The sequence below is a fragment of the Hoeflea sp. AS16 genome (assembly GCF_038900095.1).
Taxonomy (GTDB): Bacteria; Pseudomonadota; Alphaproteobacteria; order Rhizobiales; family Rhizobiaceae; genus Hoeflea.
The window spans coordinates 25,109-47,559 of the sequence record NZ_JBBMQQ010000008.1 but is presented as its reverse complement, the minus strand read 5'-3'; the positions used below and the strand labels follow the sequence as shown (position 1 = coordinate 47,559).

The window sequence follows — 22,451 nt, the reverse complement described above, 5'->3', positions numbered from 1 at the left end:
TTTTATGTATATACTTATAGTCCAATAACACGAACATAACAACGGCGAAATCATGCTTCTGATCAACGCGACATTGGCGACCATGGACGGTGCGCCGGCTTACGGGCTGGTCAACGAGGGGGCTGTAGCGATCAGGGCAGGGCGCATTGCCTGGGCAGGGCCTGCCGCCGATCTGCCGGACGAATTCAAGCTTGATGAAAGACTCGACCTGGAAGGCCGGCTGGTGACGCCGGCGCTGATCGATTGCCACACCCATGTGATTCATGGCGGCAACCGGGCCCGCGAATTCGAGATGCGGCTCGAAGGCGCAAGCTACGAGGAAGTAGCCCGTGCCGGCGGCGGCATCGTCTCCACCGTCGCTGCCACACGCACAGCCACTCAGGACCAGCTGGTCGCCGACGCGCTGACCCGCGTTGACGCCATGCTCGCCGAGGGTGTGACGACCATCGAAATCAAGTCCGGTTACGGCCTCGATATTGAAAACGAGTTGAAGATGCTGCGCGCAGCCAGGGCTGTCGCCGAAAAGCGCCCGGTCCGGGTCAGGACCAGCTATCTGGGCGCCCATGCGGAGCCGCCCGAATACAAGGGCCGTGGTGACGCCTACATCGACGATGTCTGCATTCCGGGGCTCGAAGCGGCCCATGCCGAAGGTCTGGTCGATGCGGTCGACGGCTTCTGCGAGGGCATTGCCTTTAGCCCCGACCAGATCGCCCGTGTCTTCGACAAGGCGAAAGCGCTCGGCATTCCGCTCAAGCTGCACGCCGAGCAGCTCTCCAATCTCGGTGGCGCAAAACTTGCCGCGGGCTACGGCGCCATGTCGGCCGATCACCTTGAACATGCCAATGATGAGGACGCGGCGGCAATGGCGAAGGCCGGTACTGTGGCCGTTATTCTGCCCGGCGCCTTCTACACATTGCGTGAAACCGCGGCCCCTCCAATCGATGCTTTCCGCAAGCATGGCGTGGTGATGGCGGTGGCAACCGACTGCAATCCCGGTTCGTCTCCAATGTCCTCGCTGCTGCTCAGCATGAACATGGCCTGCACCCTGTTCAGGATGACGCCGGAAGAAGCACTTGCCGGGGTTACGAGAAACGCCGCCCGCGCCCTTGGCCTGAATGACGCAGGCCAGATCAAGTCGGGTCTGCGTGCGGATCTTGCTGTCTGGGATGTCGAACATCCGGCGGAATTGGCCTATCGCATAGGATTCAACCCGCTTTGGAAGCGGATTTATGGAGGCGCATTGTGACGCTGACACTATTGCCCGGCCAGGCAACGCTTGGCCAACTGGAGCAGATCTGGCGCACCGGGGCGGCCGCAAGGCTCGATGACAGCGCGCTTCCGGCGATCGAGGCCGCTGCCGAGCTGGTGCGCAAGGCCGCCGCTGGCGACGAGGCTGTCTATGGCGTCAACACCGGCTTCGGCAAGCTCGCCAGCGTTCGCATCAAGCCCGGTGACACCGCGCAATTGCAGCGCAACCTGATCCTGTCGCATTGTTGCGGCGTCGGTGAGCCGCTTGATGTGGCCACCACCCGGCTGATGATGGTGCTGAAGCTGCTTTCGGCCGGGCGCGGCGCATCCGGTATCACCTGGAAGACGCTTTCGGTGATCCAGAACATGTTGCGCGAAGGTGTTACCCCGGTGATCCCGAGCCAGGGCTCGGTTGGCGCGTCAGGCGATCTCGCGCCGCTGGCCCATATGGCCGCCGCGATGATCGGCGAGGGCGAGGCGATCTTCGGCGGCGAGCGCATGCCTGCCGCAAAGGCGCTTTCCAGGGCCGGTATCGAGCCCGCCGTGCTTGCCCCGAAGGAAGGCCTCGGCCTGATCAACGGTACCCAATTCTCCACGGCTTGCGCACTGACCGGCTTGTTCTCCGCTTTGCGCAATCTTGAAGCCAGTGTGGTTTCCTCCTGCCTGTCGACCGATGCCATCATGGGCTCGACCGCGCCGCTCGAAGCCGGCATTCACGCCTTCCGCGGTCATCGCGGCCAGATCGATGTCGCCCGCGCCATGCGCGCGGTGATGCAGGGTTCCGAAATCCGAGAGAGCCATCGTGACGGCGATACCCGGGTGCAGGATCCCTATTGCATCCGCTGTCAGCCGCAGGTCGCAGGTGCGGCCCTCGATCTGCTGCGCTTTGCCGGCCAGACGCTGGAGATCGAGGCCAATGCGGTCTCCGACAATCCGCTGGTTCTGGTGGCCGAAGGCAAAATTGTTTCCGGCGGCAATTTCCATGCCGAACCCGTCGCTTTTGCTGCCGACCAGATAGCGCTCGCCATTGCCGAGATCGGCGCCATTTCCCAGCGCCGCGTCGCGTTGATGGTCGATCCGACTCTGTCTTTCGACCTGCCGCCGTTCCTGACGCCGGCACCGGGCCTGAACTCGGGCCTGATGATCGCCGAAGTCACCACTGCCGCCCTGATGAGCGAGAACAAGCATCTCGCCAATCCTTGCTCGACCGATTCCACCCCGACATCGGCCAACCAGGAAGACCACGTCTCCATGGCCGCCCACGGCGCACGGCGGCTGTTGCGGATGAATGACAATCTCAACGTCATCATCGGTGTCGAGCTGATGTGCGCGGCGCAGGGCGTCGAGTTCAGAGCGCCGCTCACGACAAGCCCCGCCCTGCAATCGGCGCTCAAGCTGATCCGCTCCGAGGTCGCCACCTTGACCGATGACCGCTTCATGGCGGGAGACATCGCCAGCGCCGCAAGGATAGTTGGCGAAGGCAGGGTCCAGGCGGAATGCGCGGTCGCGAGCCTGCTCGCGGGAGAAACGGCATGACTCCGGTCGAGGTCAGGCGCGGCAATGGTCCGCTGGTGCTCGGGCTGCCGCACACCGGCACCTTCGTTCCCGACGACATTTTCGCGCGGCTGACACCGCTGGGGCAGACGCTGTCCGATACCGACTGGCACGTCGACCGGCTCTATGACGGCCTGCTGGACGACGTCACCACGGTCCGCGCCAATTTCCATCGCTACGTCATCGACGCCAACCGCGATCCGTCCGGTGCAAGCCTTTATCCGGGGCAGAATACCACCGGACTGGTGCCGATGACCGATTTCGACGGCCTGCCGCTTTGGCTCGAAGAGCCGGATGCCGACGAGATCGAGGCGCGCAGGCTTGCTTGGCACGCGCCCTATCACGCCGCACTCGAAACCGAGCTGGAACGGGTGCGCGCGCAACACGGCGTCGCCATCCTCTACGATTGCCATTCGATCCGCTCCAACATCCCGTTCCTGTTTGAAGGAACGCTGCCTGATTTCAACATCGGCACCAACAATGGCCAGACCTGCGCCCCGGTGATCGAAGCGGTTGTCAGCGGTATCTGCGCCGGGGCGGAGGGCTACTCGAGCATCGTCAACGGCCGCTTCAAGGGCGGCTGGACCACGCGCCGTTACGGCAGGCCTGCCGAAAACATGCACGCCATCCAGATGGAGCTCGCACAGAGCACGCATCTGGCCAGCGAACAACTGCCCTTCGACTATGACGTTCAAAAGGCGGAACGGCTGCGCGTTCATCTCAAGACCATTCTGAATTCAGTTGCTGACCTTGCAGCATCATTGGGAGACCAATCATGACCAATCCGAGACACAATCAGCGCGATGTCTATCCGCCGACAGGCACCGAGATCACTGCCAAGAGCTGGCTCACAGAAGCGCCGATGCGCATGCTGATGAACAATCTGCATCCTGACGTGGCCGAAAACCCGCATGAGCTGGTTGTCTATGGCGGGATTGGCCGGGCTGCGCGCACATGGAAAGACTTCGACATGATTGTCGACAGTCTGAAGAAGCTGAATGAAGACGAGACGCTTGTCGTGCAATCGGGCAAGCCGGTTGCCGTGGTCCGCACCCATGTCGATGCGCCACGCGTGCTGATCGCAAACTCCAACCTGGTGCCGCACTGGGCCAACTGGGATCACTTCAACGAACTCGACAAGCGCGGACTCGCCATGTACGGCCAGATGACCGCCGGATCGTGGATCTACATCGGCACCCAGGGCATCGTTCAGGGAACCTTCGAGACCTTTGCCGAGGCCGGACGTCAGCATTATGGCGGCGACCTGAAAGGCAAGTGGATACTTACTGGTGGTCTCGGCGGCATGGGCGGCGCCCAGCCGCTGGCAGCCGTGATGGCCGGCGCCTGCTGCCTCGCGGTCGAGTGCGACGAGACCCGCATCGATTTCCGCCTGCGCACCCGTTACGTCGATGCGAAAGCCTACACGCTCGATGAAGCACTCGGCATGATTGATGCCTGGACCAAGGCGGGGGAAGCCAAATCGGTTGGCCTTCTCGGAAATGCGGCCGATGTTTTCATCGAGCTTGCTGAGCGCATGAAGGCCGGCGGCCTACGCCCCGATATCGTCACCGACCAGACCTCTGCCCATGACCCGCTGCATGGCTACCTGCCGCAGGGCTGGAACGTGGCCGAATGGCGCGAGAAACAGGAAAGCGATCCCAAGGCTGTCGAGAAAGCTGCGCGTGCATCCATGAAAGCCCACGTCTCGGCGATGGTCGATTTCTGGAATGCCGGCGTTCCGACGCTCGATTACGGCAACAACATCCGCCAGGTGGCGCAGGACGAAGGCCTGGAAAACGCCTTTGCCTTCCCCGGTTTCGTTCCCGCCTATATCCGGCCGCTGTTCTGTCGCGGCATCGGCCCGTTCCGCTGGTGCGCGCTTTCCGGCGATCCGGAAGACATCTACAAGACCGACGCCAAGATGAAGGAGCTGTTTCCGGACAACATCCATCTGCACAACTGGCTCGACATGGCGCGCGAGCGCATCGCCTTCCAGGGGCTGCCGGCGCGTATCTGCTGGATCGGTCTCGGCGACCGCCACCGTGCCGGTCTCGCCTTTAACGAAATGGTCGCCTCGGGTGAACTCAAGGCGCCGATCGTGATCGGCCGCGACCATCTCGATTCAGGCTCCGTCGCTTCGCCCAACCGCGAAACCGAATCCATGAAGGATGGCTCGGATGCCGTCAGCGACTGGCCGCTGCTCAATGCGCTGGTCAACACCGCGTCCGGCGCCACCTGGGTGTCGATCCACCATGGCGGTGGCGTTGGCATGGGTTTCAGCCAGCATTCCGGCATGGTCGTTGTCGCCGACGGCACCGAAGCCGCAGCCAAACGCCTCGAGCGGGTGCTGTGGAACGATCCGGCTTCCGGGGTCTGGCGTCATGCCGATGCCGGTTACGACATCGCGCTCGACTGCGCGCGCGAACACGGGCTCAATCTGCCCGCAATACTTGGGTGAACTCAAACTGAGAGGACTGATTATGCAGAGAAGAAAATTCCTGAAGGCCGGCGTAGCCGGTGCAGCCGCCGCTGCGACACTCGCCACGCCCGCAATCGCACAGGACAAGCGCCAGTGGAAGATGGTCACCGCATGGCCGAAGAACCTGCCGGGTCCGGGCGTCGCCGCGCAATTGCTGGCGGACCGCATCACCACGCTCTCGGGCGGCCGTATCGAGGTCAAGCTCTATGCTGCCGGTGAAATTGTTCCCGGTCCCGGCGTGTTCGACGCCGTCTCCGAAGGCACCGCCGAGCTCTACCATGCCGTCCCGGCCTACTGGGGCTCCAAGTCCAAGGGTATCCTGCTGTTCGGTTCGCAGCCTTTCGGCCTGCGCGCAGACGAGCAGTTCGGCTGGATGCAGCACGGTGGCGGTCAGGCGCTCTATGACGAAATGTACGGTCGTTTCGGCGTCAAGCCGTTCCTGTGCGGCAACTCCGGTCCGCAGTGGGCTGGCTGGTTCCGCAACGAGATCAACTCGGTCGAAGACCTCAAGGGCCTGAAATTCCGCACCACCGGTCTGGCCTCGGAAATGGCTACCAAGCTCGGCATGGCCGCTGAAGCCATGGGCGGACCGCCGATGTTCCAGGCCCTGCAGACTGGCGCACTCGACGCCGGCGAATTCATCGGCCCGTGGACCGATTCCGCACTCGGTTTCTACCAGGTTGCCAAGAACTACTACTGGCCGGGTGTCGGTGAGCCGTCGTCCGCCGAGGAATGCGGCGTCAACGCCAAGGCCTATGCGGAACTTCCCTCAGACCTGCAGCAGGTCGTCTCGCTGGCCTGCGAAAGCCTCTACAACCCGGTCTGGACCGAATACACCACCAAGCACGCCCAGTCGCTCAAGACTTTGGTCTCCGAGCATGGCGTCAATGTCCGCAAGCTGCCTGACGATGTCATCGCGGCCATGGGCAAGGCGGCTGAAGAGGTTGTTGACGAACTGCGCCAGAACGATGATGAGCTGGTCAAGCGCATCACCGAAAGCTACATTTCCTACCGCGATCTGGTAGGCAGCTACATGACCTATGCCGACAACGGGCAGATGAACGCCCGCGCCTCTGTCATGGGCTACTGATAGCGATATCTTGTCCGGCGCGGGGTTTCTCCCGCGCCGGATAACCACCCACGAGAGGGAACTGCATGCAGCGTCTGGCTGACATTCTCGACACGATCAGCCGGGCCACGGCGAGCGTCATCCGCTGGCTGGCGCTGTTGATGGTGCTGGTGCAGTTTGCCATTGTCGTCGGACGCTATGTCTTCGGCGTCAATATCATCGCCGTGCAGGAAAGCGTGCTCTACATGCATGCGACGCTGTTCATGCTCGGCGCGGCCTACACGCTGCTGGTCGACAAGCATGTTCGAGTTGACGTCTTTTACGCCAAGGCCAGCCAAGCCACCCGACGCCGCATCGATATATTCGGCCACCTGTTCCTGCTGATGCCATCCATGCTGGTGCTGCTCTACTGGTCCTGGCCGTCGGTGCGCAATTCCTGGAAAATTCTTGAAGGCCCGATTTCGGTCGGCGGCATCGAAGCGGTATTCCTGCTCAAGTCGCTGATTCCGGCGTTCTGCATCCTTCTGGTGCTGCAATCGCTGTCCCTGCTGATCCGGCTCCTTCTGCCTGACACTTCCGCGCCAAAGGCTGATGCATGAGCCAGTATCTCGATCTCGTCATGTTCGCCGCCCTGATGGGTGCCATTCTGCTCGGCTTCCCGGTGTCGTTTTCGATTGCCGGCGTGGCGGTCGTCTTTGCCTATCTCGGATGGGCGCTCGGTGTCATGGACATCACGCTGATGGGCGCCACCGGCCAGCGGGTTTTCGGCCTGATTTCCAACCAGGTGCTGATCGCCATTCCGCTGTTCGTGCTGATGGGCGCGGTGCTGGAGAAAAGTCGTATCGCCGAGGAACTGCTCGACACCATGGGCCGGTTGTTCGGGCAATTGCGCGGCGGCCTCGGGATTTCCGTGGTGCTGGTCGGTGCGCTGCTCGCCGCCTCCACCGGCATCGTCGGCGCCACCGTGGTGGCCATGGGCATGATCGCGCTGCCGACCATGTTGCGCTCCGGCTATGATCCGCGTGTTGCCTCGGGCATCGTCTGCACCGCGGGCACTTTGGGTCAGATCATTCCGCCCTCGACGCTGCTGATCATCCTCGCCGATGTCATGTCCAATGCCTACCAGCAGGCACAATACGAGCAGGGCAAGTTCTCCGTCGAGGCGCTGTCGGTCGGCCAGTTTTTCGCCGCCGCCATCGTTCCCGGGCTGACGCTGGTGCTGCTCTATCTCATTTACATCCTGGTGCGCGGTCTGATCCGGCCGGGCGATATGCCGCCGGCAACGCTCGACACACCCAAGCCGGACCGCCGCGAAATTCTCTCGGCAATCATACCGCCGGTGCTGTTGATCTTCACGGTTCTCGGCGCGATCCTCGGCGGCGTGGCAACACCAACCGAAGCCGCATCGGTAGGCGCCATCGGTGCCTTGTTGATGGCCGGCATGCGGGTCGGCAAGAGCCCGCAGATCATCCTCTGGGGGGCTGCGGCCCTGATCTGCCTTGGTATCCTTGCCGGATTGTTTCCCGTCCGCCTTCAGCGCAGCGATCTCGGCATGGCTTCGCTGACGGCCGGTGGCTTCTACATCGTGCTGACTATCATCGGCGCGGTGGCAATCCTGACGGCGCTTCGCGCAACATTGAAGACCAGGACGCTGCATGCCGCTGTCGATTCGACCCTGACCATGACGGCGATGATCTTCGCCACCATCCTGGCGGCCGGCATGTTCTCGCTGGTCTTCATCGGGCTCGGTGGAGAAGAGCGGGTGGCGCATATCCTCGCCAACATGCCCGGCGGTGCCGCGGGCGCGTTGCTGTTTTGCATGGCATTTGTCTTCGTGCTTGGCTTCTTCCTCGATTTCGTCGAGATCTCGGTGATCGTGCTGCCGCTGATCGCGCCGCCGCTGATCATGATGGGGCATGACCCGATCTGGCTCGGCGTGCTGCTGGCCATCAATCTGCAGACCAGCTTCCTCACGCCCCCCTTCGGTTTCTCGCTGTTCTATCTGCGCGGTGCTGCCCCTCCCGAAGTCACCACCGGCCAGATCTATGCAGGTGTGGTGCCCTTCATCGGACTGCAGATCGTCGGCATCTCGCTGGTGTGGCTGTTGCCGCAACTGGCAACCTGGTTGCCGGGCGTGATTTTCTAGCGCCTGCACGAACGTCCGCGTGTCAGCCGGCTTTCCGGCCGGCAGCAGCCAGCAGCGTTGAACTGCCGCGGCATCCTCGCCTTGAACTGTTCATCTTCCAGACAGCGCCAGCTCTGCGGCATCTCGACAGAGGCCGGCGGCTGCGCTTGGCTGTGGATTTCGAGCGGCGGTAGCCTGATCGTCTAGCTCCGGCTAACCCTTTGGGTTTCCACGGTTGCTTCTGTTGCGCCGCAGGAGTGTGCCGCGGTCCGCACCGCGCCATCCCCCATGAAAAATCCAAAGCAGACAAAGTGGTGTGATCATCACGTCTTAATTGTAGGATAATATAATTTTAAATGTGAAAATGTGGCCGTTTATAGCCGTTATGACTCCGATTGACAGGCGTGTAGAACGTATATAGCTTCCAATTGTCCAACAAATATAAAGTCGCCTGCGAACAACATTCAAATCAGGTTCTGGTCGGCGGTCATGGTTAGGCATTTGTGCTCGAGGACAACGGGAGACCGTCATCGGGCAACCAGGGAGATGATCGCCACACGCGGTGGCGTCAGGGAGGGTGCGAAGGCACCAGAGGAGGAGAAGAATATGAAAATGGGAAACGTGATTTCATCGGCGGTCATGGGTATGGCGTCGGTGGCGATGATGGCTGCTGCCTCAACCACGGCGCTGTCGCAGGAATTCAATCTGCGCATGCAGACGCAATATGCCGCGGAGACTGTCTCGGGCAAGCTGGCGCAGGGCTTCATCGACAATGTCGAGAAGATGTCCGGCGGCCGCGTCAAGATCGAGATGTTCTGGTCGTCCGCCGTGGTTGCCACTGTCGAAGGCTTCGACGCCGCCGCCTCGGGCATTCTCGATGGAGAAATGCATGGCGGCGCCTACCAGACCGGCAAGAACCCGGCATTCCAGTTCGTGGGTGATCCCATGGGCGGCTATGACGACCCCTACCAGCTCTACAGCTTCTACTACAATGGCGGCGGCAAGGAAGCTGCCAACGCACTGTATGAGAAGTACAACATGCATCTTGTCGGCTGGTGGACCGGCGGCCAGGAAGCCATGTCCTCGTCCAAGCCGCTGCGTGGCCCGGCGGACCTGAAGGACTGGAAGTTCCGTTCGCCTCCGGGTCTCGAGACCGAGATTTTCGCCGAACTGGGCGCATCGCCGATCGTGATGGACTTCACCGAAGTCTTCACCGCGCTTGAATCCGGCATCATCGATGGCGCCGACGCCTCAAGCCTGGCCAACAATGTCGGCCTCGGTCTCTACGACATCGTCAAGCACGCCACGTTCCCCGGGTTCCATTCGATGCCCGTGGATCATGTGACCTTCAACCTCGATGTCTGGAACAGCTTTCCCGATGACATCAAGGCGATCTTCGAAACAGCGACCCAGGCACTTGCTCTGCAAACCGCGATGACCATCGATATCGCCAACCAGGAAGCCGCAACCAAACTCAAGGCCCAGGGCGTGACGCTTTACGACTGGAGCCCCGAAGACCGTGCGGAATTCCGTGCCGGCGCTCAGCGCGCCTGGGATGGCTGGGCCGACAAAACCCCGGAAGCCAAGGCACTGGTCGAAGCTCACCGCGCCTTCCTTCGCAAGACCGGCAAGATCAAGTAGAATTCTTCCGGTCGATCAACTCAGAGGCGAGCCTGTTCGGGCTCGTCTCATCTTTGCGGACATGTGACCGATCAAGAGGCGGGGAATGACGGACAAGGTTGAAAGCATATGGCTGGGCAGGATGCGCAATCCCATGCGCATGATCACGATTGCCTCCACCGCAGCCACCGCTTTCATGGCGGCGTGGCTGATCGCCGGGCAGATGTTTTTCGCCACCGGCATCGGCCTCAAGCAGTTTCTTTCGCCGACTGACACACCTTCTGTTCTGGTGACGATGATTGCAGGCTCTATCGCGATGTTGTCCGCCAGCATCTATTTCTCCGACCGGCGCGGCATGATCGAGCAGCAGCCCGAAGGCTTCTTTGACATCGTCAGCCTGATTTTTGCCCGGCTGTCGATGATCGCAACGGCGGTCATGGTGCTGGTCATGTTCTACGAGGTGGTGTCGCGTTACGTCTTCGTGAAGCCGACACTCTGGGCCAACGAACTCTCCTTGTGGATCGCCGGTTTTGTTTTCCTGTTTGCAGGCCTCTACGCCATGCAGCAGCGCAGCCATATCCGCATCTATGTGGTCTACGACCTGTTCCCGCGCTGGATGCAGAAACTGGCCGATGTCCTCACCGTCCTGTTGACCTGGGCCTTCTGCTTCATGCTGATCTGGGGCGGCTTCAATGAATCCCGTGACAAGTTCCTGCGCTGGGAAACCTTTGGCACCGCCTGGGATCCGCCAATTCCGGCGACCATCAAGCCTGCAATCCTGTTCATTGCCCTGCTCGTGGCAATCCAGGCGCTTTCCAATCTGATTGCCGATTGGAACAAGATGCCGGAACACCACACCCCGGTCGACGACATTGATGAAGCCGAGATCGAGCTTATTCGCAAAACCGTGAAGGACTGACCTGATGGATCTGGGGACACTGTCACTTCTCCTTCTCATAGGGCTTTTTGTATTCCTTGCCCTGGGCATGCCGCTGGGGTTTGCCTCAGCGACGCTGGCAGGAGCCGTGCTGGTAATGAAGTTCGGCCCGGACCTCCTGTTCCGGGATTTCGGTCGCGGGCCGCTCGCCGTGCTCGCGCAGGCGATCTATCGCCAGATGACCAATTACGTGCTGATTTCGATACCGCTTTTCATCTTCATGGCGGCCCTGCTGGAGCGATCCGGCATCGCCAAGGATATGTATTCGTCGCTCAATGTCTGGCTCTCACGCACACGCGGCGGCATCGCCATCGTCACCTCGATCATGGCGGTGATCATGGCTGCCATGTCCGGAATTGTCGGCGGAGAGGTGGTGCTGCTCGGCCTGATCGCGCTGCCACAGATGCTGCGGCTTGGCTACAACCAGAACCTCGCCATCGGCACGATTTGCGCAAGCGGGTCGCTGGGCACCATGATCCCGCCGTCGATCGTCCTGATCTTCTACGGGCTGGTGACAGAAACATCGATCAAGGCCCTGTTTTCGGCTTCGTTCCTGCCGGGTTTCATGCTGGCATCGTTCTTCATCATCTACATCATCGTGCGCACCCGGCTGAACCCTGACCAGGCGCCGCTGCCCGAGCCGGACCCTGATGATCCGCCGAGCCGGGAAAAGTCGATCCTGTTCGGCGCCTTTCTCACCATCATCGCAATCGGCTTCTCCGGCCTGCTGCTGATCCGGGCATTGTTTCAGACCGCGACAGGCGGCAATGCCATCCTTGAAGGGGTTGATCCCGTCCCGCTGGCGATGGTGTCGGACCTGCCTTACCTGTTCGGCGTCTTCCTCGGCGGGCTTGCGTTGCTGCAATTTGCCTTCGGCCGGGAGCGCACGCTGACCAGCTGGCACATGGGCAAGGGTCTTGTTGCCCCGATCATCGTGATCGGCGTTGTGCTCGGCTCGATCTATGGCGGCATCACCGGGATCACCGAAGCTGCGGCAATGGGGGTTGTCGCGGTGTTTCTGATCACGCTGGCACGCGGTGAAATGAGCTTTGACGTGGTCTGGGACTCGCTGATGCGCACCATGAAGTCGACAGGTACCATCATCTGGGTAACAGTCGGTGCGGCCGCACTCGCCGCGGCCTACACCCTGGTTGGCGGACCGACCTATGTGGCCAATTTGATCATCGACGCCGAATTGCCGACGATGGGGGTGATCCTGCTGATGATGCTGATCTTCCTGATCATGGGCATGTTCATGGACTGGGTCGGCATCGTGCTTCTGATCATGCCGGTGTTCCTGCCCATCGTCATGCGTCTGCCGGTCGAGGAGATCGGTTTCCTGGGCTCGATAGAGCCGCAATATGTCGCGATCTGGTTTGGCGTGGTGTTCTGCATGAACATGCAGGTGTCATTCCTGTCACCGCCTTTCGGCCCCGCAGCCTTCTACCTGAAGTCGGTGGCGCCCTCGCACATCACCCTGACCGACATCTTTCGCGGTTTCCTGCCCTTTATCGGCCTGCAGCTTCTGGCGCTGATGGTGTTGCTCGCTTTCCCGCAGATCGTGACGGTGTTCCTCGGCTGATGCGGTCAGCTTCCGTCCTCGATGTGGTAGTCGATCGGCTTGTAGCGGAAATTGTTTGATTGCCCGGCGGAGCATGCCGTCATGGCGACGATCAGGTCCATCTCGGCACGGAACACGGTTTTCTGACCAGGCTTGCTCTTGGGCGGCAGCACCTTGATCTCGCCGCTCTCGCTGTCGACGGAAACATGCATGAACACGTTGAAGGCAATCGGAATAGCGTCGGGACCGATGCCATAGGGCGCCAATGCGGTCTCAAGATTGCCCTGGCACCCATGATGCGGATTGGTGTCGCCATAGATGATCCGGAACGTATCGCGCGAGCACGGTGTCAGGCTGAAATCATGCCTGCCAACTTCGTCCTCGACAATGCTCAGCATCGGCACAGAGCGGTTTGAATACAGGCTGTCGCCGGTGGTCAGAAAGATCCGGCCGGCGTAATCGATCGACCGGCCCGAGGACAGATACTCGCGCTTGTCATCGGCGTTGAAGGCCACGAGGTCGGAAACCTGTTCACCTTCCGGATCGATGACCGTCAGCATCTGTCCCTTTTTCAGTTCGAATGCGGTGCCGCTGCGGGCAGGAATCCGGCGAGCCATCTCACGCCACCTCCTTGTGCGCGAAAGGGCATTTCCATTCGGGATCAACCGCGCGCCCGCTGTACTGGCGCGCTTCCGACGCAGTGCCGTGATCATTGAGCATCGGGTTGACGTTGCCGGCCAGCGCCGCATCGCGCTTGCGGATGATTTCCTTCATCTTGTCGAAACGGCCGTCAGCCCGCAGTTTCTCGAACTGCAGGTGCGAATTGAACACCAGCGCCGGCTTTTCGAACCGTCGGGCAGGGCGCGAGGCGTTGGGGTGCAGCCCGATGACGAAGAACGGTTCGCCGCCAATGCTGAGCGAAAAATGCGGCGAGGCCGGATCATGGTCGACGACGTCACTCCATTGCTGACCGCTGACCACATCGAGATTGTGCAGCGATTGCAGCCTGTTCCACAGCGCCTTCTCAAAGGCTTCTTCGTCAAGCCCGACGGGGCCTTCGAAAATGACCACGAACGACCGCACAATCGGGCTCTGATGATCGAGGCTTTCACTGAAATCCCGCAGCGCACGGTGGATTTCGACGTCATCGGCGGGACTGTCGATTTCGCCCACTTCAAACACGGAAAGGGCATCGCGTGCGAGAGCCGATTTGGCGCCGACGCAGGGAAATTCTGCGCTCTGGATGAATTGCTCAAATGAGTTGGATATGTCGGTCATCGTACTTCACTCACTCTCCAATGCCTCAACAGGCGGGTTGCCTGCCTAAACGATTGGAGCGTGCGGAAGTTCCCGCGGGGTATCGCCAATGGGTGGGGGAACCGGCAGCAGGATGCAGCGTTGATCTGCACATGCACACACCGGAGTTTAGCCGATGACCGAGACCCTGTACGAGATAGAGACCTGGAGAGGCGGATGGTTCTACAGGGTGGGAAGCCGCTACACCGGCCCGTTCGCCCTGAGGCGGGACGCCGTCGATGCCGCCGAGACCGAACTCATGCCGTATTGTGCCCGGACCGGCAAAACCATGCGCAGAAGCCTGGCGCCAGAACCGTCTGGGAAACAGCACGGGAAAACGGCTTCGGTCCTGTGAAGCTTCTCGAGGCAATCCGGGATGGTCTGGCCGGGGCGAGGTCGGTTGAACCACGCCCCGGTTGATATTCTGTCCGTTGGAACTCAGATTCCACCGAGGCAGAGATACTTGATTTCCAGGTAATCATCGATGCCGTATTTCGAGCCTTCGCGGCCCTGGCCCGATTGCTTGACCCCGCCAAACGGGGCGACTTCGGTTGAGATCAGCCCGGTGTTGACACCGACCATGCCGTATTCCAGCGCTTCGGCCACACGCCAGACCTTGGTCAGGTCATTGGCATAGAAGTATGATGCCAGGCCGAAGATCGTGTCATTGGCCTGTTCGATCACGTCTTCGACCGTGTCGAACTTGAACAGCGGTGCCACCGGACCGAATGTCTCGTCGCCCGCCACCTGCATGTCGCGGGTCACGCCGGTCAGGATCGTCGGTTCGAAGAAGGTGCCGCCGCGTGCATGGCGCTTGCCGCCGGTGAGCACCTTGGCGCCCTTCGACTTGGCGTCCTCGATATGTTCGACAACCTTGGTCACAGCGTCTTCGCTGATCAGCGGGCCGGTGGTCACGCCATCGCCAAACCCGTCGCCGATCTTCATCTTGCTGACCGCCACGGCGAGTTTCTCGGCAAACGCATCGTAGACGCCCGCCTGCACGTAGATCCGGTTGGCGCAGACGCAGGTCTGGCCGTTGTTGCGGTATTTCGAGATCATCGCGCCTTCGACGGCGGCGTCGAGATCGGCGTCGTCGAAGACGATGAACGGCGCGTTGCCGCCAAGCTCCATCGAGGTCTTCTTGATCTGGTCGGCCGACTGCCGCATCAGGATGCGGCCCACTTCGGTAGAGCCGGTAAAGGTGATCTTGCGCACCTTGTTGTTGGAGCAGAATTCCTGCCCGATCGCGGCACTCGATTTCGAGGTGATGACGCTGAGCAACCCCTTTGGCAGGCCGGCATCCTCGGCAAGCTTGGCCATTGCCAGCGCCGAAAGCGGTGTCTCGGCGGCAGGCTTGGCGACAAAGGCGCAACCCACGGCCAGCGCCGGTCCGAGCTTGCGGGCGATCATGGCATTGGGGAAGTTCCACGGTGTGATCGAGGCGACAACGCCGACGGGCTGCTTCAGCACCACGATCCGCTTGTCGGGCTGGTGCCCCGGAATGACGTCGCCATAAACCCGCTTGGCTTCTTCCGCGAACCACTCGATGAAGCTTGCACCATAGAGGATTTCGCCCTTGGCTTCAGCCAGCGGCTTGCCCATCTCCGCCGTCAGGATCGCGCCGAGATCGTCGGCATTGGCCACCATCAGGTCATAGAGCTTGCGCAGCACCGCACTGCGTTCCTTGCCGGTCTTTGCCGCCCAGTCCTTCTGTGCGTCATAGGCAGCATCGATGGCGGCCCTGGTTTCGTCGACACCGAGATCGGGCAGCGCGGTGATGACCTCGCCGGTGGACGGGTTGCACACGTCGAATGTCTTGCCGCTCGGTGCGGCCTTCACCCAGGAACCGCCAATATAGGCCGAGGTGACAAGAAGACTCGGATCTTTCAGCATTTCTGCGAGGGGTTTGCTGCTCATTATGCGGTTGCTCCAATTTCTGCATGAACTTCACGGATGGACGCTTCGAGAAGGTCCAGCGCTTCCTGAAATACCGGATCCTGAAGGGTTACCGGAGACAGGAAACGGATGACATTGGCGTAAACGCCGCAGGTCAAAAGGATCACCCCCTTTGTCCAATGCACGGGCTTTGACGGCATTGGCAAAATCGGGGGGCGATGACCGGTTTTGACCGCGGCGCTGCCGGCGGCGAAATCACGGTTACAGCTAGCTTCAACCACCCGCATCCCTGCGTTTGCGGCGCGGTCTGCATGGGGCCGCGTCATCACACCGGCGCCTCGCGCGATCGCGCCCGTCTTGCGGTGCTGGATGGCAGCGGTCTTGCCCATTTTCCCAAACTCTCTTCTTGGTTCAGTGCGTTGTTCGCGAAAAAGTCTGCTGTCGCGTTCAAATTGGCCGGATCAGGCATTCGGTCCGTTTCCGGGGATTGGGGTCCGACTTTTGGGTATATCGCTTTAACCGGGTTGCGCAAAGCCGTCGTGAGAACTCAAACCCGGCGTTTTCGGAGCGGTCAGCCGGTCTGCGTTTTCCTACTTGCTGCCCAGATGCCGGATCTGGCGATCACCGTGAATTCCGCCGCGCGCCCGGATGCGGTGCACCACTTTCGGAATGCCCGGAAGCAGGGTGAAGCCGTTGTCCGACCAGACATCCGAACCGCCATGATCGAGCGTGACAAAAAGCGCAGGCAGATCGCAGGTCAATGCGATGCTTTCGCCCTCGTCCTCCACATGGATCTTGGGGTCTGCGAAGCGGTAGTCTTTCGGACGGCGGGGAAGGTAGTCGTTGTCCCCGATGTGGCTGCCATCGGCATCCTGCCAGCTGAAATTCAGAAATTCGTCGTCTTTGATCAGCCCCAGCGGAATCCGTGCAACCTCGACGGCCCGGTCGGTTGGACAGTGGCATGCCCAGGCGCCGATATCGGTGATGGTTCCCGTCATCGAGACACGGCAGGCGGTGACGTGCAGGTTCACGCTTTCGGTGGTGTCATTGATGGCCCAGAGCACAATCTCGCCGGAGGTCTCGTCGGGCTGCGCCGTCACCAGAACCGGGGCGTTGAACTTTCTCGCCAGGTAATGGGTGAGTTTCCAGCCGCCGCCATATTCCAGCGACGACCAGCTCGCCACCGGCCAGGTGTCATTGAGCTGCCAGTACAATGTGCCCATTGTGCGCGGCTTCGATGACCGCCAGAATTCGATTGCCGTCTTCATTGCCAGCGCCTGGCTGACCTGGCTCAGCCATGTCATGTCCTCGAACCGGTCGGGAAACCGGAAATAGCGCGCCAGCGTTTCGACGATGCGGCTGTTGCCGCCGGGATTGCGCTGGTGAACATCCATCACTCTTGAGGAGACATTGCGGTCCTCTTCTTCGGTGAAGCTGGCAATGATCCGGTTGGAGGGGAACGACTGGAAACCGAATTCCGAGCAGAACCGGGGTCGGACTGTACGGTAATGCTCGAAATCCTTTGACGAGTGCCAGACATCCCAGAAATGCATGTCGCCCGCGCTGTCATCATGCCAGCCGTCGCCGAAATCAAGCCGCCCGACCGAGGGCGAGGACGGCCAGAACGCGACATCCGGTTCAGCCTCGGCAATGGCTTCTTCCAGCACTGCGTTCAGCCGCGCATAGACCGCGACGTAATGATCGCGGTTTGCCTTGCTTTCCTCGAACCAGCTCAGGGCACCGATCACTTCATTGTCGCCGCACCACAGCGCCATGCATGGCTGCGGCGATAGCCGCCTTATCTGCTGCCGGGCTTCGAGCCGCACGCTGTCGAGCCATTCGCGGTCATGCGCCGGGTAGAGATTGCAGGCAAACATGAAATCCTGCCACACCATCAGCCCGAGTTCGGAACACATGTCGTAAAACCAGTCCGGCTCGTACTGACCGCCACCCCATACCCGGATCATGTTCATGTTGGCCTCGACCGCCGAGGTCAGCAGGTCGCGCACGGCTTCCGGCGTTGCCCTTGCCGGCAGCGCGTCGGCGGGAATCCAGTTTGCGCCGCGCATGAAGATCTCGCGTCCGTTCACGCGGAACAAAAACCGGTGCCCCGTGTCATCGGGATCGGTGACCAGCTCAACCTGCCTTAGCCCGATACGCAAGGTACGGTGTTCGGTCCCGAAGCGCAGCTTGAGGTCGTAAAGATGTTGCCGCCCGTGGCCTGCCGGCCACCACAACTCCGGTTTATCTATTGTCAGTGTTGCCCGGGTTTTTCCGTTCCCCGGCCAGACCTGGGCTTCGTGGCGCACCGTCTTGCGGTCACAGGTCAGGTCCGTCTCGACAAGGCCCGGCGCGAAGGCCGTGTAATGCAGGTCGAGTTCAAGCGTCACCTTGCCGTCCGGCGCATGATGTTGCCGCACCATCACGTCGTCGAGCCGTGCGAGCGTGCTGCGCTTGAGCGTGACCGGTCCGCACAATCCCAGCGGCGACAGGGCGATGTTCCAGTCCCAGCCGGCATCGCATTGCGGCTTGCGCAGGAAATTGTAATGCGCAAGCCGGTTGTTCCACTTGATATAGGGGACCGGGTAGTCCGAAGCGGCAGCCATCCGCTCCGCTGTCTTCGAGTTCGAGTGAAACACCACCTTCAGGCAGTTCTCACCCGCCACGAGCGCATCGCCGGCATCAAAATCTTGGCGCAGGAAACGGTTCTGAACCTGACCCAGCAGCACACCGTTGAGCCAGACGTCGGCGGCGCAGTCGATACCGTCAAAGCTCAACGTCCATGGCGCATCATCCTTTGCCGCCAGGTCGAAGAACTTCGTTGCCGTCCATTCGGTTTCATGGACCCAGTCGAGGGCGGTTTCCGTATCGCGCCAATAGGGATCAGAAATGATGCCGGCATCCAGAAGCGCGGAATGAACATCTCCCGGGACCGGCAATGCCGCGCTGTGCCTGCCGTCGGTGACATTCCAGCCGTCCGACAGGTCGTGGATCTTCTCATTCGCTTCCGGTGCATGTGGCATGGCGCAACGACCTCCCTGATTGTCGAACATGTACAGCGTCGATGTCATGTCGGGACGCTGTGGGCAAGACCGCGGGTCCGAAACCGGAACCTCCCGGCTGGTACCCGGAATGGGGCTGTCCGCCCTCAGCGCTTCGCGAACTTGACCATGCCTTGATCATAATCTGCTGAATTTGCGCCGAGAATTCCTTTTGCAGCACTTCAAGTGCATCCGGGGCCTTGACGTCAAATCGGTTTTGTTTCACTCTATGTTATCTTGTTTTACAGAGTGAAACACAAAGTAGGCCAAGAGAAGCTAATTGGGAGGATGGAATGAACAAGTTTTCTATTTTTGCCGGGGTTGCCATGATGGTGCTCCCGACACTTGCCGGCGCGCAGGAGATCACCCTGAAAATGGGTCACGCCGCTGCGTCGACACATATTTTCCACACCGGTCTTGAGATCTTTGCCAAGAAGGTCGCCGAGAAGACTGACGGCAACGTCAAGATCGAAGTCTATGGCGACCGCCAGCTCGGCGACGACAAGCAATTGCTTGAAGGCATCCAGATCGGCCTGATCGACGGTGCCCTGGTGTCGTCTGCAACGCTGCCGCTGGTTCTCGGCGCCGCACCGTTCGACGCGCTGCAGCAGCCGTTCACGGTGTCGTCCTACGATCAGCTCTCCACGGTCCTTACATCGGATCTGGGTGACGAGCTGCTGGCGACGCTCGATGCGAAGAACATCAAGGGCGTCGGCTTTGTCGAAGCCGGCCTGAGGCATTTCCTGTCGAAGGACAAGCCGGTCACCAGCCTGGCTGATTTCAAGGGTCTGAAGACCCGCATCGTTCCCATTCCGCTGCACAAGGCGATCTGGGAAGCCATCGGCGTCAACCCGATCGGCATGGCTTACGGCGAGGTTTACTCTGCGCTTGAAACCGGCACCATCGACGCCGTCGAGATCAACGTCTCCTCGGTCAAGTCGGAAAGCCTCTACAATGCGGCCAAGCAGGTCACGCTCACCGGCCATTACTTCTGGCCCGGCGTCATCATGATTTCAGGCGCGACCTGGAACAAGATGAGCGACAAGGACAAGGCCGCCGTCGAGCAGGCAGGCAAGGAAGCAACCGCTGAGGCCTATGCCTTGGCTGCCTCTCAGGAAGCTGACACCATTGCTTTCCTTGAAGAAAACGGCGTCACCGTCAACAAGCTCGGCGATCTCGATGATCTCAAGGCCCTGACGGCTCCGGTGGTCGATACCTGGAGTGAGAAGGACCCGATGATCGTCAAGTTCAACGAAGCATTCGCTCAGAGCCAGTGACCGAGATGGCGTCAACCAAGGTCTACGGCTGGGACAGGCTTCCCCGGGAAAAGGTTCGCGAAGGAGTTTCGCGAACCGCCTTCCGCGGAGACAACGCCCTGATGGTCATGAACTGGCTGGAGCCGGGAATGGAAAAGAAGCCCCATTCCCATCCCTTCGAGCAGCTCGCCTATGTCGTGTCCGGACGTATCCGGTTCGAGATCGGTGACGATGTGGTCGAAGTCGGGGCAGGAGAGGTCGTCCGCATTCCCCCCGATGTTGTCCATTGCGGCGAGGCGATTGGCGACGAGGTTGCCCTCAATCTCGATGTCTTTGCCCCGGTCCGTGAGGACTATCTGCACCTGACGGAATATCAGGAACCCGATTTCGGTTGATCTTCTGAAGACAACCTCCTGTGCCCAAGCAGGAAACGGCCCGGCGTTTTGACGCCGGGCCCCCAGTAAACCTGTGACCAGAGCGCGCAGATATGCACAATCAGTTGGTCCGCAAACCGGAGGAGGCGTCGCGACAATGACTTCAGTTCATCACATATTTCGAACCGGTCTCAAAACCCTTCTGGTTGTCCTAATGGCCACCCTGCTGACGGTCATGACCGCGCAGGTGATCATGCGCTACGGCTTCAATTCCTCGCTCCTGTGGTCGGAGGAACTGTGCCGTTACCTGCTCATCTGGGCATCCTTCCTTGCCATGATATTTGCCTATGAGCGCGGCGAGATAGCGGCCCTGTCGATCCTCGCCGATGCGCTGCCACGCGTGCCGGCGCTGTTCCTGGCGGTTGTCGGCGGAATGCTCTCTGCGGCCATGTGCGCGGCACTTGCCTACTACGGTTACATCTACGCACAACTGGCGGGATCGCAGCCGATCCCTGCGCTCAGCTTCATTCTCGAGGATCTGTTCGGAGCCGCTGCACCGCAGGCGCCAAGCGTGTTCTGGGTCTATTTCGCACTGCCGCTCGGCATGGTGCTGCTCGGTCTGCGCATCATTGTCGATATCGTCCATTACCTCCGCGCATGGGCCGACGGACGGTCGTTGCAGGATCTTGCCGCCTCGCACGAAGGAGGCTCCCCGCTGTGACCCTTTATCTGCTTACATTTCTCGGCTTCATGATCATCGGTATTCCGGTGGCCTTCAGCCTCGGCCTGTCCTCGATCGCCTATCTGATCCTCAACGACCAGATGCACCTGATGATCGGGTTTCCGCAGAAGATGATTGCCGGCATCGACAATTTCGTGCTGCTGACCATTCCGTTCTTCATCCTTGCCGGCAACCTGATGAATTCGGCCGATCTGACACGCCAGATTGTCCGCTTTGCCCAGATGCTGGTCGGCCGGGTGCGTGGCGGCCTTGCAGCGGTCAATGTCATCGCCTCGATGATGTTCTCTGGCGTCAGCGGTGCAGCCACCGCCGAAGCCTCGGCCATCGGCAGCGTCATGATCCCGGCCATGCGCCGTGACGGCTACAAGCCCGAATATGCCGCGGCTGTCACCGCGGCCGGCTCGATCCTCGGGCCGCTTGTGCCGCCGTCGCTGGCGCTCATTCTTTATGGCGTGCTCACCGGTACCTCGATCGCCGACCTGTTCCTCGCGGGCATCATCCCGGCCTTCGCGCTCTGCGCCGGCCTGCTGGTCTATGTTCTGTTCAAGGCCCGCCGCGAGGATCATCCGTTGCCGCCCCTCGTGCCGGCCGAAGAGCGTGGCGCACTTGCGCTCAAGGCGCTGCCGGCGCTGCTGCTGCCGGTCATCATTGTCGGCGGCATCCGCAGCGGCGTCTTTACCCCCACCGAGGCTGCAGCGGTTGCCGTGGTCTATGCGCTGGCGGTCGGGCTTCTACTTTACCGGACGCTCAACGCCCGCAAGATCTTCGCTTCGTTCTACGAGGCTGCGACGATGACCGCAGGCGTGATGCTGATCGTCGCCATGGCCAGCATGACCTCCTTCATCCTCGGCATCGAGAACATACCCCGCGAAATCGCAGCCCAGATGCTCGATATCAGCTCCACACCCTGGGTATTGATCTTGCTCCTCAACCTGGTGCTGCTGCTGCTCGGCCTGTTTCTCGAGCCGCTGGCGGCCCTGGTCCTGGTCATGCCGATCCTCAACGAGCTGTTTCCGCTGCTTGGCATCGATCGCGTCCAGTTTGGCGTCATGGTGGTGCTCAACCTGATGATCGGAATGATCACCCCGCCCGTCGGCCTTTGCCTGTTCATCGTTTCGGCGATCGGCAAGACACCGCTCGAAAAAGTCGCCGTCGCCATTTTGCCGATGATTGGCATCGCCCTTGTCATCCTCGCCCTGGTCGCCTTCGTGCCGTTCCTGACACTGACGCTGCCAGGCTTTTTCCCGGGATAA

The 22,451-nt window shown here is 60.8% G+C and carries 19 protein-coding genes and 1 pseudogene; 15 read left to right on the top strand and 5 right to left on the bottom strand.

The features are described 5' to 3' along the window. Window positions 1-52 precede the first annotated feature (52 nt). The 10 genes from hutI to WNY80_RS17560 all read left to right on the top strand — a co-directional run bounded on the left by hutI (window position 53) and on the right by WNY80_RS17560 (window position 12,614). Window positions 53-1,246: an imidazolonepropionase gene (gene hutI / locus WNY80_RS17605; RefSeq protein WP_342888720.1), complete on the top strand. Its 1,194-nt coding sequence runs from the start codon at window positions 53-55 to the stop codon at window positions 1,244-1,246. Then, window positions 1,243-2,784: a histidine ammonia-lyase gene (gene hutH / locus WNY80_RS17600; RefSeq protein WP_342888719.1), complete on the top strand. Its 1,542-nt coding sequence runs from the start codon at window positions 1,243-1,245 to the stop codon at window positions 2,782-2,784. Before hutI ends, hutH begins: the two co-directional genes overlap by 4 nt. Then, entirely contained in the window at window positions 2,781-3,581 is an 801-nt protein-coding gene (hutG, locus tag WNY80_RS17595; protein ID WP_342888718.1) for an N-formylglutamate deformylase, read from the top strand. The genes hutH and hutG overlap by 4 nt, the downstream gene beginning before the upstream one ends. Then, on the top strand, window positions 3,578-5,260 hold the full coding sequence (hutU, locus tag WNY80_RS17590) for a urocanate hydratase (protein ID WP_342888717.1): 1,683 nt from the start codon (window positions 3,578-3,580) through the stop codon (window positions 5,258-5,260). Before hutG ends, hutU begins: the two co-directional genes overlap by 4 nt. 22 nt (window positions 5,261-5,282) lie before the next feature. Then, window positions 5,283-6,371 carry a TRAP transporter substrate-binding protein gene (locus tag WNY80_RS17585; RefSeq protein ID WP_342888716.1) on the top strand — a complete coding sequence of 363 codons (1,089 nt, stop codon included), beginning with the start codon at window positions 5,283-5,285 and terminating at the stop codon, window positions 6,369-6,371. A 65-nt stretch (window positions 6,372-6,436) separates the two neighbouring features. Beyond that, window positions 6,437-6,949, top strand: a complete 513-nt coding sequence (locus WNY80_RS17580) for a TRAP transporter small permease subunit (protein WP_342888715.1) — start codon at window positions 6,437-6,439, stop codon at window positions 6,947-6,949. Beyond that, window positions 6,946-8,496 (top strand): TRAP transporter large permease subunit, encoded by a 1,551-nt coding sequence (locus WNY80_RS17575; protein WP_342888714.1) that lies wholly within the window; start codon window positions 6,946-6,948, stop codon window positions 8,494-8,496. Before WNY80_RS17580 ends, WNY80_RS17575 begins: the two co-directional genes overlap by 4 nt. A gap of 585 nt (window positions 8,497-9,081) precedes the next feature. Then, window positions 9,082-10,116, top strand: coding sequence for a TRAP transporter substrate-binding protein (locus WNY80_RS17570; protein ID WP_342888713.1), 1,035 nt, complete (start codon window positions 9,082-9,084; stop codon window positions 10,114-10,116). Between the two features lie 85 nt (window positions 10,117-10,201). Then, on the top strand, window positions 10,202-11,014 hold the full coding sequence (locus WNY80_RS17565) for a TRAP transporter small permease (protein ID WP_342888712.1): 813 nt from the start codon (window positions 10,202-10,204) through the stop codon (window positions 11,012-11,014). A gap of 4 nt (window positions 11,015-11,018) precedes the next feature. After that, window positions 11,019-12,614, top strand: a complete 1,596-nt coding sequence (locus WNY80_RS17560; RefSeq protein ID WP_342888711.1) for a TRAP transporter large permease subunit — start codon at window positions 11,019-11,021, stop codon at window positions 12,612-12,614. A 5-nt stretch (window positions 12,615-12,619) separates the two neighbouring features. Here the strand turns inward: WNY80_RS17560 and WNY80_RS17555 are convergent, their stop codons facing one another. Together WNY80_RS17555 and gntA are read right to left on the bottom strand one after the other, a co-directional pair. Then, on the bottom strand, window positions 12,620-13,210 hold the full coding sequence (locus tag WNY80_RS17555) for an urea carboxylase-associated family protein (protein WP_342888710.1): 591 nt from the start codon (window positions 13,208-13,210) through the stop codon (window positions 12,620-12,622). Window position 13,211: 1 nt separating this feature from the next. Further along, the gene (gene gntA / locus WNY80_RS17550; RefSeq protein WP_342888709.1) at window positions 13,212-13,871 is read right to left on the bottom strand and encodes a guanitoxin biosynthesis heme-dependent pre-guanitoxin N-hydroxylase GntA; all 660 of its coding nucleotides are present in this window, start codon (window positions 13,869-13,871) and stop codon (window positions 13,212-13,214) included. Between the two features lie 154 nt (window positions 13,872-14,025). Between gntA and WNY80_RS17545 the strand changes: the two genes are divergently transcribed. Then, window positions 14,026-14,244: a hypothetical protein gene (locus WNY80_RS17545; protein ID WP_342888708.1), complete on the top strand. Its 219-nt coding sequence runs from the start codon at window positions 14,026-14,028 to the stop codon at window positions 14,242-14,244. 83 nt (window positions 14,245-14,327) lie between these two features. Here WNY80_RS17545 and WNY80_RS17540 read toward each other — a convergent pair whose 3' ends face one another. The 3 genes and pseudogenes from WNY80_RS17540 to WNY80_RS17530 form a co-directional block, all read right to left on the bottom strand. Further along, entirely contained in the window at window positions 14,328-15,806 is a 1,479-nt protein-coding gene (locus tag WNY80_RS17540) for an NAD-dependent succinate-semialdehyde dehydrogenase (protein WP_342888707.1), read from the bottom strand. After that, window positions 15,806-15,995 (bottom strand): annotated as a pseudogene (locus WNY80_RS17535) (4-aminobutyrate--2-oxoglutarate transaminase); the annotation flags it as partial. The pseudogene WNY80_RS17535 and the gene WNY80_RS17540, both read right to left, overlap by 1 nt. Before the next feature lie 380 nt (window positions 15,996-16,375). Beyond that, window positions 16,376-18,808 (bottom strand): glycoside hydrolase family 2 protein, encoded by a 2,433-nt coding sequence (locus WNY80_RS17530; RefSeq protein ID WP_342888706.1) that lies wholly within the window; start codon window positions 18,806-18,808, stop codon window positions 16,376-16,378. Between the two features lie 311 nt (window positions 18,809-19,119). On the opposite strand from WNY80_RS17530, the gene WNY80_RS17525 reads away from it, so the two are divergent. The 4 genes from WNY80_RS17525 to WNY80_RS17510 all read left to right on the top strand — a co-directional run bounded on the left by WNY80_RS17525 (window position 19,120) and on the right by WNY80_RS17510 (window position 22,451). Continuing rightward, window positions 19,120-20,103 (top strand): TRAP transporter substrate-binding protein, encoded by a 984-nt coding sequence (locus WNY80_RS17525; RefSeq protein ID WP_342888705.1) that lies wholly within the window; start codon window positions 19,120-19,122, stop codon window positions 20,101-20,103. Window positions 20,104-20,108: 5 nt separating this feature from the next. Beyond that, complete coding sequence (locus WNY80_RS17520; RefSeq protein WP_342888704.1) at window positions 20,109-20,477, top strand: cupin domain-containing protein; 369 nt, start codon at window positions 20,109-20,111, stop codon at window positions 20,475-20,477. 136 nt (window positions 20,478-20,613) lie between these two features. After that, window positions 20,614-21,177, top strand: a complete 564-nt coding sequence (locus WNY80_RS17515; RefSeq protein ID WP_342888703.1) for a TRAP transporter small permease — start codon at window positions 20,614-20,616, stop codon at window positions 21,175-21,177. Beyond that, window positions 21,174-22,451, top strand: a complete 1,278-nt coding sequence (locus WNY80_RS17510) for a TRAP transporter large permease (RefSeq protein ID WP_342888702.1) — start codon at window positions 21,174-21,176, stop codon at window positions 22,449-22,451. Before WNY80_RS17515 ends, WNY80_RS17510 begins: the two co-directional genes overlap by 4 nt.

Coding starts and splice junctions, on each gene's coding strand:
- WNY80_RS17570 (WP_342888713.1), top strand. CDS start 9,082: ATGAAAATGGGAAACGTGATTTCATCGGCGGTCATGGGTATGGCGTCG.
- hutG (WP_342888718.1), top strand. CDS start 2,781: ATGACTCCGGTCGAGGTCAGGCGCGGCAATGGTCCGCTGGTGCTCGGG.
- WNY80_RS17580 (WP_342888715.1), top strand. CDS start 6,437: ATGCAGCGTCTGGCTGACATTCTCGACACGATCAGCCGGGCCACGGCG.
- WNY80_RS17565 (WP_342888712.1), top strand. CDS start 10,202: ATGACGGACAAGGTTGAAAGCATATGGCTGGGCAGGATGCGCAATCCC.
- WNY80_RS17575 (WP_342888714.1), top strand. CDS start 6,946: ATGAGCCAGTATCTCGATCTCGTCATGTTCGCCGCCCTGATGGGTGCC.
- WNY80_RS17540 (WP_342888707.1), bottom strand. CDS start 15,806: ATGAGCAGCAAACCCCTCGCAGAAATGCTGAAAGATCCGAGTCTTCTT.
- WNY80_RS17555 (WP_342888710.1), bottom strand. CDS start 13,210: ATGGCTCGCCGGATTCCTGCCCGCAGCGGCACCGCATTCGAACTGAAA.
- hutI (WP_342888720.1), top strand. CDS start 53: ATGCTTCTGATCAACGCGACATTGGCGACCATGGACGGTGCGCCGGCT.
- WNY80_RS17525 (WP_342888705.1), top strand. CDS start 19,120: ATGAACAAGTTTTCTATTTTTGCCGGGGTTGCCATGATGGTGCTCCCG.
- WNY80_RS17585 (WP_342888716.1), top strand. CDS start 5,283: ATGCAGAGAAGAAAATTCCTGAAGGCCGGCGTAGCCGGTGCAGCCGCC.
- WNY80_RS17520 (WP_342888704.1), top strand. CDS start 20,109: ATGGCGTCAACCAAGGTCTACGGCTGGGACAGGCTTCCCCGGGAAAAG.
- WNY80_RS17530 (WP_342888706.1), bottom strand. CDS start 18,808: ATGCCACATGCACCGGAAGCGAATGAGAAGATCCACGACCTGTCGGAC.
- WNY80_RS17545 (WP_342888708.1), top strand. CDS start 14,026: ATGACCGAGACCCTGTACGAGATAGAGACCTGGAGAGGCGGATGGTTC.
- hutU (WP_342888717.1), top strand. CDS start 3,578: ATGACCAATCCGAGACACAATCAGCGCGATGTCTATCCGCCGACAGGC.
- gntA (WP_342888709.1), bottom strand. CDS start 13,871: ATGACCGACATATCCAACTCATTTGAGCAATTCATCCAGAGCGCAGAA.
- WNY80_RS17560 (WP_342888711.1), top strand. CDS start 11,019: ATGGATCTGGGGACACTGTCACTTCTCCTTCTCATAGGGCTTTTTGTA.
- WNY80_RS17515 (WP_342888703.1), top strand. CDS start 20,614: ATGACTTCAGTTCATCACATATTTCGAACCGGTCTCAAAACCCTTCTG.